General features: G+C 61.1%; 7 protein-coding genes. 6 read left to right on the forward strand and 1 reads right to left on the reverse strand.

Annotated elements, in window-relative coordinates:
* Positions 1–29: 29 nt before the first annotated feature.
* Positions 30–1,724: a S10 family serine carboxypeptidase-like protein gene (locus FNZ07_RS23000; RefSeq protein ID WP_091016750.1), complete on the reverse strand. Its 1,695-nt coding sequence runs from the start codon at positions 1,722–1,724 to the stop codon at positions 30–32.
* A 277-nt stretch (positions 1,725–2,001) separates the two neighbouring features.
* Between FNZ07_RS23000 and FNZ07_RS23005 the strand changes: the two genes are divergently transcribed.
* From FNZ07_RS23005 to FNZ07_RS23030, 6 genes are all read left to right on the forward strand, one after another.
* Positions 2,002–3,972: a beta-galactosidase gene (locus FNZ07_RS23005; protein WP_091016752.1), complete on the forward strand. Its 1,971-nt coding sequence runs from the start codon at positions 2,002–2,004 to the stop codon at positions 3,970–3,972.
* Between the two features lie 67 nt (positions 3,973–4,039).
* Positions 4,040–5,869 carry an RICIN domain-containing protein gene (locus FNZ07_RS23010; RefSeq protein ID WP_170275820.1) on the forward strand — a complete coding sequence of 610 codons (1,830 nt, stop codon included), beginning with the start codon at positions 4,040–4,042 and terminating at the stop codon, positions 5,867–5,869.
* 406 nt (positions 5,870–6,275) lie between these two features.
* Entirely contained in the window at positions 6,276–7,376 is a 1,101-nt protein-coding gene (serC, locus tag FNZ07_RS23015) for a 3-phosphoserine/phosphohydroxythreonine transaminase (RefSeq protein WP_091016756.1), read from the forward strand.
* Positions 7,373–8,779 (forward strand): tetratricopeptide repeat protein, encoded by a 1,407-nt coding sequence (locus tag FNZ07_RS23020; RefSeq protein ID WP_091016760.1) that lies wholly within the window; start codon positions 7,373–7,375, stop codon positions 8,777–8,779. The genes serC and FNZ07_RS23020 overlap by 4 nt, the downstream gene beginning before the upstream one ends.
* Entirely contained in the window at positions 8,776–11,193 is a 2,418-nt protein-coding gene (locus FNZ07_RS23025; RefSeq protein WP_091016762.1) for a tetratricopeptide repeat protein, read from the forward strand. Before FNZ07_RS23020 ends, FNZ07_RS23025 begins: the two co-directional genes overlap by 4 nt.
* A gap of 118 nt (positions 11,194–11,311) precedes the next feature.
* Positions 11,312–12,478: a serine hydrolase domain-containing protein gene (locus tag FNZ07_RS23030; protein ID WP_211367991.1), complete on the forward strand. Its 1,167-nt coding sequence runs from the start codon at positions 11,312–11,314 to the stop codon at positions 12,476–12,478.
* The last annotated feature ends 80 nt before the right edge of the window (positions 12,479–12,558 follow it).

Here is a 12,558-nt window from a genome sequence, read left to right on the forward strand (position 1 = left end):
GCTGTTAAAAACGCGCACTGCTGCAGCGCTCAGGGCGCGGCCGCCTGCGTCACAGTGCTGGGCGTACTAACGGTCGGTGAACTCGCCGGGCTTTCGTCACGCCACGGCTGCGGCAGCGTCGTCAGCGTGAGGGCACCCGGAATCTGCTTCGCCGCGTAGAACAGCTTGAGGTGCGCTTTCACCTGCGGCCGTGCCACGTCGTCGAGATAGATCATGTGACCGCCCTGGACGAAAGTCACCTGCAGGTTCGGATTTAGATGAGGCACTGTCTGGAGTCGCGCGAGCTGCTTCTCGGTATTGAAGAACGGTGTGGCCAGATCGTGATAGCCGTTTTCCGACAGGATCTCGAGCCGTGGGTTGAGCGTCAGTGCACCGAGCAGATCGGGGATCGTGTCCGGATAAGACTGGCCACCGTGCGAGAAGTCCCAGGTCATGCCGTCGTTCAACGGCACGTAGGTCGAGTTCGGCGCCGTGTAGCCGAGATATTGCGGCATCTGTGTTGCAAGCGCGTTCGTGAACGGTTGCGAGATCAGGATGTCCGACGGATCGTTGTCGCTCTGCAGCCGCGGGTCGGAGTCCGGCAACGTCACGCGTCCGTCATAACGGCCGATCTGCCCGTTGCTGACCAGCGTGTCCGAGAACCAGTTCTGACTGAAGTAGCTCTGCAATGCCTGCACGCTCATGCCCGATGTTTGCGACCACGACTGCAGCGTGCGCAAAGGCGGTGTGCCGTTGTTCAGATGACGATACTGAGCGGTCGAAAACTGCTCCATCTGCTGTGCATAGGCGCTCAGGCTAACCGGTGCCGGCGAAACCTGGTTGTAGTAGGCCGATACTTCCGCGTAGCTCGGCAGGTCGTCGGCGGCATCGTCGGTTGACCCATAGTTCAGGATCGAAGACTGCAACACGATCCCCGTCAGATGGACACCGGCGGACTCGAGCGACAGCGCGAGCATGTCGGTGCGCGGCGTGCCGTACGACTCCCCGTACAGATACAGCGGCGACTTGCTGCGATTGTTGACGGCGATATAGCGCTCGACGAAATCGCGTATCACCTTGACGTCCGGATCGCAGCCCCAAAAGACCTGGTTCGTGTTCGGCAGAACGGCTTCGGAGAGCCCGGTTCCCGGCGGATCGATGTACACCAGGTCCGACACGTCGAGCATGCTTTCCTTGTTGTCGACGAGCGGATAGTTCGGCCAGTTGTTGCCGAACAGCGGGTCGGGCGTGGCGACGCGCGTCGGCGCAAACGAACCGAGACGCAGCCAGATCGACGACGAACCCGGGCCGCCGTTATAGATGAACGTCACCGGGCGCGGCGCACCGTTCGTGCTCGGCGCGGTGTAGGCGACGTAGGACATCGACGCCTCCGGGTTGCCTTGCGCGTCCGCGGCGGTCAGGTGACCGGTGGTGGTCGTGTAGTCGATCGTCGTACTGCCGGATTTCCACTGGTGCTGCATCACGGCGGCCTTTTCGGTGACCTGTGACGCGGCCAGACCATCGGTGGCGTTCATCGAATAGGCGATCGTATCGACGTAAGGCTGATTGCTTGCTGCGGGGTTTGCTTGGTTGTTTGAGGTTTGCTTCAGATTCGCGGCACTACTCGAGGACGAACCACCATCACTGCCGCCGCATCCCGCCAGCGCCAGCATTCCGATCGTCACGATACTGAGTGCAGCTAGCCGGCCCTGCTTGCTACCGTTACAGCTCCTGTCTGGCTTCATCTCTATCCCTGTTGAATGAGTTTGGATACCGCTTTACGAAGGTCGCTTGCGCGCTGGTTCGCTATATAGAGTCGTTCGGGAAACATGGAAGGACCAGTGGCTTTGAGTATTGTTGAAGCTTGCGACATGGCGTGATGATGCCAAAGCATCCAGTATCTGGAATCGTCATCAAAAGTTTGCATACCTCTCTATCCGCTGTGTATCGTCGCCCGGCAGTCCACAGTGATGGGCTTAAGAAAACCGGTTACGCAAAGTCGAACTTGCTGGAGGAGGCGAAATGGATAGAAGAAGATTTGTCTCGTTGGCCGCGCTGGTGCCGTTCATATCGGCATACGGTAGCGAGAACGATAGCGGCACCCTGAATTCCACGAACACCGCTAAAAACGTTTCCGCCGAATCTGTCAGTCCACGTGTGAAAGAACGCCATACCTTCTCGTTTAGCCCGGACGGCAGTCAGTTTCTGCTGGATGGGCGCGCGCTGCAGATTCGCAGCGGCGAAATGCATCCTGCACGCATCCCGGTCGAATACTGGCGGCATCGGATCAGGATGGCGAAGGCGATGGGCATGAACACCGTCGCGTTTTACATCATGTGGAACTACCACGAGACGACGCCAGGTCACTTCGATTTCGAAACGGAAAATCGCAACATCGAAGCATTCATCAAGCTTTGTCAGGATGAGGATATGTGGGTGCTGCTGCGTCCCGGTCCGTATATCTGCGGCGAATGGGACCTGGGTGGTATTCCGTCTTATCTGCTGCGCCATCGTGACATCAAGCTAAGGACAAATTCGGCTAACGATCCGCATTACATGGCCGCGGTTACGCGTTATATCAACGAACTGATACCGCGCATCAATCCCTTGCTCGTCGCCAACGGCGGACCGATCCTGATGATCCAGATCGAGAATGAATTTGGCTCCTATGCGAACGACCCGACCTATATGGAGGAGGTTCGCCAGCTCTGGGTTCAAGGCGGGATACAGGGGCCGTTTTATACGGAAGACGGTCTCACGGAGCTCGAGCAGAATCATTCGAACGTGACAGGTGGCGCGATCGGGTTGAGCGGCGGAACGGCCACGGATATCGCGGCGTCGCGGCATGCCTATCCGGGCGTGCCGGCGATGGCGGGCGAAGTCTATCCAGGCTGGCTCACGCATTGGGGCGACCCGTTCCTGCAAGGCACCGCCACCGACATCACTGCAACGCTAACCACGCTGATGCAGCAAAAGCTGTCGTTCAATCTGTACGTCATTCATGGCGGTACGAGTTTCGGCTTCTTCTCCGGCGCCAATACCGATGTCAATACCGGCGAGTATCAGCCCGATATCACGAGCTACGACTACGCGGCTCCAATTAGCGAACAAGGTGTTGCGACCGCGCACTACACGAGGTACCGGAATCTCATCGCTGGCTATCTGCCATCCTCGCTTCCTGCGGTGCCGCGACCGATTGCCACGATCACGCGCAACCGGTCCGAGGCACTCGCGCCCGTTCCCTATGCTTCTATCTGGGACAACCTGCCTGCTGCACTGCCTGCTTCCCAAACGGTCAACCCGCAGCCGTTCGAGATGTACGGCCAGGCGTTCGGGTTCATTCTGTACCGCAAGCAGTTGCCACGTTACGACGGCGGGGCGCTTACCGTCACAGACGTTCACGATTACGCGACGGTGTGCATCGGCGATCAGTACATGGGCGGCATTTCGCGGGCGGCGATACCGGCCGCCTACGCGCAGCGTCTGCACGTCACGCACCATGCGCCGTTGCCGCTATCAACCGCAGTGACGTCGGCTTCTCCTGTACTCGAAATCCTGGTGGAAGGCATGGGGCGGGTCAATTTCGGTCATGCGATCGTCGATCGCAAAGGCATTCTCGAATCGGTCGCGCTGCAGGATCAGAGCGGCCAGAGCAGCGTGCTGACCGGATGGGAGGTCCACCTGTTGCCGATGGATGACGCATTCATAGCGAATCTTCGTCCTGGGACCACGAATGCCAGAAAAGGCGGCCTGTTCTTCAAGGTGGAGTTTCAACTGAACGAGGTTGGCGATACTTATGTCGATATGAGTCGCTGGACCAAGGGCATGGTGTGGGCGAATGGCCGGAATCTCGGCCGCTACTGGCACATCGGTCCGCAGACCAGACTCTATTGCCCGGCACCGTGGCTCAGGCCGGGCTACAACGAAATCATCGTGTTCGATCTCCATCAGCTGGATGCGCAGCCGATCGAATTCGCGGCGACGCTTGCCTGACGGTAGCGCGCCAACGCATCGGCCATGTCTACCGATGTACGTCGATTCTATGGAAACGAGGGGAATCATGAAGCGATCTGGAAGCCGTATTTCGCTGACCGCACTGGGAGCGATCCTGCTCGGGCTGCTGCAGGCCGCGCCCGCGCAGGCCGTCACGTTCCGTGCGTCGGCGCCGGTACCGATGAGCATCTACTCGGATAGCCCCAACTCGCTCTTCATCGACAGGGATGGCACGTTCTTCCTCGAAAACGCCTACTCGCAGTACGACGATGTCCCTGCCGATCACGTGTGGGATTTCTATAGCGGCGCAAATGCCGACTCCGTTTCGCTGTCGCAGGCTCACTCCCAGTACGATACACGCGTGCTTTGCAACGACGGTAACCCGGTAGCAATCGAGTTGTTCGGAAAACCGGTCAAATCGCAAACCTCCTATACGCAGGCCGACTACTGCGACATGATCGGCGTCTGGGTCGATCCCGATACAGGGGACTGGTATGGCATCGTGCATAACGAGTTGTTCGGCACGAATCCGCGGGTCGACGCGATTTCCTACGCTATCTCGAGAGACCGTGGGGCGAGCTGGACCCTGCAGTCTCCGATCGTGACCTCGCCGTACGGCAAAGGCGACCCTCATACGCCTTACTACTACTATGGCGACGGGGACCCCCGGCTGTTCGTCGACTACGCATCGGGATATTTCTATATCTTCTATACGAGTCGAATACTCGGTCAGAACGGCGCTCCGTCTGGCTTTGACAACTACATGTGGGCACATGTCGCAAGAGCGCCGATTAGCCGCAAGATGACGTCTTCGTCGTGGCAGAAGTTCTACAACGGGAAATGGCAACAGGTACTGGGAACGAACTGGACTTGCGACGCATCGAGCGCGGCTACGACTCCCTGCGCGCGCGCCCCTGTGTCGAGCTCGCTCGAATCGAATATTCAAGGCCCGTCTGTCGACCTCACTGCTCAGGGCGGTCCCGCGGCCGACGCCACCGGAAGCGAGACTTTTGTCACCCCCACGGGCAACACAGGCAGTTTGCTTGACGCGGGCTACACCAACGCAACGCTGCGGGTTATGAGCATTTCATGGAACGTCTATCTGCAGAAGTACATCGCGGTAGCCGAGGACAGAACGATCTCAAAGCCCGGAACCCCCAGTTTCGATTACGGCCTGCCTGCCACGACGCTAAAACTATATACGTCGAGTGATCTTGCTACCCAGCAATGGACTTATGCCGGTAGTGTCCCGTACAGTTCGGCCTCCTGGTACAGATGGTTCGTGGACACCGCAACGAAAACGTCATCCAGCCCGCTTGGCCAGACTTTCCGTACCTATTGCGCATACAGTTGCTCGCAGTCCGACGGCGAATATATCGACATCACCGCACACCTCGATTCGTCGACCGATCCCGTACCGGTCTACTACGCGGATGCCGCTGGTCACTCGATTACCGCTGACTCGCCCAACGGCGAATACTTCATTGCACATCCGGGCAATCCGCGGGCTAATGTGCCGGCACTCGCATCTGGCGCGTGGAGGTTCAAAGCGACGGGCGACGGATTCTTCACGATCTCGATCGACGGTGCTTACCTTGGCGTGGACAATAGCGACGCGGGTCGAGCCTGGGGCGCACCGGTCAAACTCTCGCCGGCCGGTTCGTCGGTGCAGCAGCAGTGGTATTTCCAGAAAGTCGTCACCGGCGATGCCTTCGCGTATCGCATCGTCAACCGGTTTAGCGGGCTTGCGCTCAGCTTCCCCGGCAGTGCGCTTACAAGCAGTCTGTCCGGCGTTGTGACAGCACCGATCAGGAGTTGGGATAACAGCAGACCTCGCTCGATAGCGGTGTGGGGATCGTTCGATCAAAGCATCGTTCTTCAGCGAAGTGGGGGGTAGGGTCTTGCTAAGGGCGTGACGGGGCGGGCGCTTTGTGCGCCTGTCGCAGCGTTGCGACTGGGCACCCGACACGGCAACTAGCATCTCCGTAGCTGACAGTTAGCAAAATTCCCCGCTGCTGACGGAAGTAATTTGAAAGCTGTTCTGGCGTAATCCGCAAGTATCGAGGATCGCTCGCGACCTGCGTCTATATGTCGAGCAACCACGTGGCCGGACAAAAGCCGCGATCTGCGCCTTCGCGCTACGCAATCCCGCCTATATCGCCGAATTGACGGCGCTTCACCCCCTTCATCGATTGTTTGCATGACGAAACGCGTTGCTAGTCTGGTCTGGCAGTGCGGTTCGTCGTGCGTCCGCGCGCGACCTTGCTTGCATCGAGCTAACGAATTTATTCCGGTCCCCGACGATGACCAATGCCCTTAATTTCTCCGGCGGTCCCGGCGCATTGCCGGAATCGGTATTGCGGCAAACCCGCGAGGCAATTGTGGCGTTGCCGGAAACCGGGCTCTCCGTGCTCGGCATGAGCCATCGGTCGGCGTGGTTTCGCGCGATCCTCGATGAAGCGGAGCAGAACCTGCGCGCGCTGCTCGCGCTGTCCGACGATTACGCGGTGACGTTCCTGCAAGGCGGCAGCAGCCTGCAGTTCGCGATGATCCCGATGAACTTCGCGGCCGGCGCCATTGCCGACGCGGGTGCGCCCGAATACATCGCGTCGGGTTACTGGAGCGGGCGGGCCGCAGAAGAAGCGACACGTGTTGGGGCCGCAAAGATTGCGTGGGATGGCCGCAATAGTGGCTATTGCCGCTTGCCCGATCTCGACGCTTTGAACGTCGCAGCATCGGCGGCGTATCTGCACTACGTGACGAACGAGACGGTCGAAGGTCTGCAGTTTCCCGCGCGAGAACATACGTTGCCGGTACCGCTGATCGCCGACATGTCGTCGGATTTTCTGTCGAAACCGGTGCGCACCGAGTGCTACTCGATGATCTACGCCCATGCGCAGAAAAATCTCGGACCGGCCGGCGTCACGGTTGCCGCGATTCATCGCGAGATGATCGAACGCATTCCCGACGGACTCCCTGCAATCCTCGATTACCGCACGCATATCGCTCACGGTTCGAACTACAACACGCCACCGGTGTTCGCGATCTATGTGTTGGCGCTGGTGACGCGCTGGTTGCGTACGGAGATCGGCGGACTCGAGGCGATGCAGCGCATCAACGCGCGCAAGGCTGCGCGGCTCTACGACACGCTGCATGCGCTCGGCGATGTAGTCATGATCCATGCGCAGCCGTCGTGGCGCTCGCAGATGAATGTTGCGTTTACGTTCGGCGATAGCCGGCTCGATAGTGCATTTCTGGAAACGGCGAGCGAGCGGCAGATTGTCGGACTGGAAGGACATCGCTCGATCGGCGGTTTGCGTGCGTCGCTGTACAACGCGGTGACGGAAGCGGCAGTCGATACGCTGTGCGACACGCTAACCGAATTCTCGCTGCAGCACGTATGAGCACACTCCATACCGCGTGCGACGATGCCGTTGCCGTCGCAGGGGCGCCAGACTCGCCGACCGCCGTGACCGCTCTCGCTCGACAACTCGACGACGATCCGCTCAATCTCGCGTTGCATGCCGCGCTGGCGCAAGCGTTGCAAGCGGCGGGCGACGACACCGGTTTTCTCGCCCACCGCATCGCTCTCGCCACCTTCGATACGATTGCTGCCGGCGAGCCCAGCCTTGCAGCTATTCCGCTCTACAACCTCGCCACCGTCTACTACATGAAGGGCGAACACGACGCGGCGAAGCACTGGTATGGCCAAGCGCTGAAGGTGCACCCCGATCTCGCGATCGCCCACCAGAATCTCGCCGCGATTTTCGAAGCGCAAGGGCAGGCTGCGGATGCCCAGCAACACCGCTCGCGTGCATACAGCCTGCAGCGCGTGTTTATCGAGCCGGCACAGAATGCGCGGCGGCATCTGCTGATCCTGTGTTCGGGGCACGCGTGCGGCAACGTGCCGTTCGAAACCTTGCTGCCGTTCGATACCACTTACCGCATCAAGTACGCGATCGACTACGCGCACGACACAGAAGACGCGCAATTACCGCCGTTCGATCTCGTGTTCAACGCAATCGGCGAGCCTGACATCGCGCAGCCGCTCACCGCAAGGCTGCAGCGTTTTGCGCAGCGCTGCGGGCAGGCGATGCTGAACCGGCCAGACAGGGTTGCCCGTACGCAGCGTCACCGGATGGCGTTGCTGCTGGCCGGCATCGACAACGTCGTGACCGCGCCGTGCATTCGCGTCGAAGCGCGGCCCGCTTCATACCGCACGCTGGCCGAGCGGCTCGAGGTTGCGGGCATCGGTTTTCCGCTATTGATGCGTCCGCTTGCTACGCACGGCGGCGACGGACTCGTGCTGCATGAATCGTTCGACACACTATGGGGCGCGCTCAAGGCGCTCTCCGCACCGTGCTATCTGACGAAATTCATCGACTTTCGCAGCACGGACGGCCATTACCGCAAGTACCGGACGGTGTTCGTCGATCGCGAGCCGTTTCCCTATCACCTCGCGATCTCGTCGCACTGGATGGTGCATTATTTTTCCGCGGATATGACGACGAACCGCGCGAAGATCGACGAGGAACGACGCTTTCTTGAGGACCCGCGAACCGCGCTTGGCGAACGCGCGGCGAAGGCAATCGCGGCGATCGGGCGCCGGCTCGATCTGGACTATGGCGGCATCGACTTCACGTTGCTGCCCGATGGACGAGTCTTTGTCTTCGAAGCGAACGCGACGATGCTGATTCATCGCGAGGCGGCCGATGGTCCGCTTGCGCACAAGAATGCGTTCGTGCAACCGATCGTCGATGCTTTTGAACGGTTGCAGGTGTCGCGCATGGGTACACCCGTTGCATGAGTAACTGGCCGGCCGCTGCTGCGAATCCGGATGCACGCGCAACGGAAGAGGGCATCGCCGCTTTACTTGCGCAGGCGAAAAGCCATCATCTGGCCGGCGATCTGATTACCGCACGTAGCCTCTACGAAGCCGTGCTCACCGAGCAGCCTGCGCATGCGGACGCGAGCTTCAGACTGGGCATCCTCGACCTGCAATGCGGCGACGCCGGGCGCGCGCTTATATCGGTCGAGCGCGCGCTTGCCTGCGAGCCGCATCAGACACGCTACCGCTTCGGTCGCGCTCAGGTACTCGTCGCATTGCAGCGTTTCGACGATGCAATCGACGTCTGCCGCGATCTGCTCGCCGGGCAACCTGCATCCGCCGACATACTTTTCGTCCTGGCCCATACGCTGCAGGCAAAAGGCGACATGCGCGCAGCCGTCGATACGTGGCTTCGCGTTCTCGATCTCGACCCTGCATGCGTCGAGGCGCTGAATCCGCTTGGCAATGCATATCGGCATCTTGGTGACCTGAGCGCAGCGGAACATGCATATCGTCGCGCGCTGGCCGTGCAACCCGCCAACGCGGACGCGCTGACCAACCTAGGTAGTGTGCTGCGCGTATCCGGGCGCTTCGACGAAGCGATTGCGCTGCTCCGCGATGCAGTACATTGCGAGCCGTGCAGTGCGGCGGCACGCGTGAATCTCGGTGTGGCGCTATGCGAGCGAGGCGACTATCCAGAGGCGCTGGCGATGCTCGAACGCGCAGTCGAACTCGATCCCACTTCGGCAGAGGCCGCGTATAACCTCGGCAATGCCGCCCACGCAACCGGTCGTCCGCGCGATGCAATCGTCCAGTACCGTCGCGCAATCGAGCTGAAATCCGATCACGCGGACGCGCACAACAACCTCGGCAACGCGCACCGTTCGCTCGGCGAATTCGCGGCCGCGGCCGACGCATTCGCCGGTGCGTTGCGGCTGCGTCCCGACAGCGTTGCTGCGTGCAACAATCTGGGCAACCTGTATCGCACACTCGGTCGAACAGACGACGTAAAAACATACTTGCGCCGCGCGATAGCGATCGATCCGACGCATTCAGTCAGTCACAACAATCTCGGCAACGTGCTGAAGGACGGCGGGGCGCTCGACGATGCGATCGCCAGTTATCGCCGTGCGCTCGATTGCGATGCGGATAATGTGATCGCGCACAGCAACCTGCTGTATGCGCTGACGTTCCGCTGCGACGACGCGCAGACGGTGCGCGACGAATCGCGTCGCTGGTCGGCGCGGTACGAAGACCCTTTGCGAACCACACTGAAACCGCACAGCAACGATCGTTCGCCCAACCGGCGACTGCGCATCGGCTATGTCTCCGCCGATTTCCGCGACCATTGCCAGGCGCTGTTCACAATTCCGTTGCTCGCGCATCACGATCACGACGCGTTCGAGATCGTCTGCTACTCGAGCGTCGAGCGACCGGACGCGGTCACGGCGCGCATCGCCGCTTATGCCGACGTCTGGCGCGACGTACGCACGCTCGACGACGAACAACTCGCGCAGACGATCCGCGCCGACGGCATCGACATCCTGATCGATCTGACGATGCATATGGCCGACGGGCGCCCGTTGCTGTTTGTGCGCAAACCAGCGCCGGTGCAGGTGGCGTGGCTCGCCTATCCGGGCACGACCGGCATCGACGCGATCGATTACAGACTCACCGATGCGCATCTCGATCCGCCCTGGCACGATAGCCACTACAGCGAGCAATCGGTTCGCGCGCTGGAGTCGTTCTGGTGCTACGACCCGCTGACCGACACGCCCGCGGTCAACGCGTTGCCCGCATCGAAGCGCGTGTCTAACGGCGAGGTGACATTGGGTTGTTTGAACAACCCGTGCAAGCTGACCGATCGCACGTTGGCGATGTGGGCCGGTGTCATGCAAGCGTTGCCGTACGCACGACTGGTGCTGATGTCGGCGGCAGGCGAGGGCCGCGAACGGCTCGTCGAACGTGCCGACGCACAGGGCATCGACACCGCGCGCGTAGGTTTCGTACCGTTCCGTCCGCGCGCCGCGTATCTGGCCACGTATCACGACATCGATCTCGGTCTCGACACGTTTCCCTACAACGGCCACACAACCAGTCTCGATTCGTTATGGATGGGCGTGCCGGTCGTCACGCGGGTTGGACAGACAGCGGTCGGTCGGGGCGGCCTGAGCCAGCTCGCGAATCTCGGCCTGTCCGAACTCGCGGCGTATACCGACGAAGAATTCGTGCGTATCGCCGTCGAACTGGCGCGCGATCTGCCGCGGCTGTCGGCCCTGCGCAGCGGTTTGCGTACGCGCCTTGAAGCATCGCCGCTGATGGACGGTAGCCGCTTCGCGTACCAGGTAGAGCGCGCCTACCGGCAGATGTGGCGGACGTGGGCAGTTCATTGACGCCGCCGAGCACGACGTTGATGATCGACCCGACGGTATTTGCTAGACTGGCTCACCGCAAACGTTGCGCGCGCAGCGACACGCGGATTGCACGATTTCTTCCAGGAGACATCGCCCCATGAACACCGCCAGTCGACGGACGTTTCTGAAAAACCTCGGCGCAATGTGCGCTGCGAATTCGCTAACGCTACTCGCCACACCCACGCAGGCAGCGGTTCCTGCCGCAACCGACTGGCAAACCATCACACCGGAAGCAGCCGGGTTCAAACCGGGTCTCGTGGGCCGCTTCGACAAGCTCGAGGCAAGCGGCCGGCTTGCCGGGGTGCACGGCGTGGTCGCGCTACGAAGTGGTCGCATCGTCTTCGAGCGCTACTTCAAAGGCGACGATGCGAGCCGGCGCGGCCCGTTAGGCGAGGTCGAGTTCGGTCCCGACACACTGCGCGATATTCGCTCGGTGACGAAGAGCATCGTCGGGCTGCTGTACGGTATCGCGCTCGCCCGCGGCCAGGTTCCCGCGGTCGAACAGTCGCTGCTTGCGCAGTTCCCCGAGTATCCCGATCTCGCCGCCGACCCGCAGCGCGCCCGCCTGACCATCCGCGACGCACTGTCGATGACGCTCGGCATGCAATGGAACGAGAAGCTGCCGTACACCGATCCAGCGAACGGCGAGACCGCGATGGACGCCGCCGCCGATCGATACCGCTACGTGCTCTCTCGTCCGGTGGTCGGCGACCCAGGCAAGGGCTGGATCTATAGCGGTGGCAACGTCGCACTGGTGGCGAAAATCATCGAGAAGGGAACGGGCCGCAACTTGCCCGACTTCGCGCGCGAGGTGCTCTTTGCACCGCTCGGGATCGGTTCGACGGAATGGGCGAAAGGCGCCGACGGCGAAGTCTACGCAGCGTCCGGCCTCCGGCTGACGCCACGCGAGTTGGCAAGGATCGGTCAGATGGTGCTCGCCGACGGCCAGTGGAACGGCAAGACGGTCGTGCCGGCCGGGTGGCTGCACGAGAGTTTCCGCCCGGCTGCGCTCGTCGATATCGGCTATCCCGGGCTGCATTACGGCTACCTCTGGTACGTCGGCGAGGCATTGCAGGAAGGCAAGGGCGGTAGCTACGGCGAACGTTTCGTCGCGGCGATCGGCAACGGCGGGCAGCGGCTCTTTGTCTTTCCCGGACTCGATTTCGTGTTGTGCGTGACTTCGGGCAACTACAACTCCCCAGACCAGTGGCGTGCGCCTTCGGCGATTCTCTCTGAGATATTCCTGCCGAGCCTCGCGAGTTGAGTCACACGTGTTCGCGCCAGGTACACCACTTGCTTGAATGCGACAGCCGGACGCGCAAATCTGACCTGTTCGCAGCGAAA

This window comes from Paraburkholderia megapolitana, from assembly GCF_007556815.1.
Classification (GTDB): domain Bacteria; phylum Pseudomonadota; class Gammaproteobacteria; order Burkholderiales; family Burkholderiaceae; genus Paraburkholderia; species Paraburkholderia megapolitana.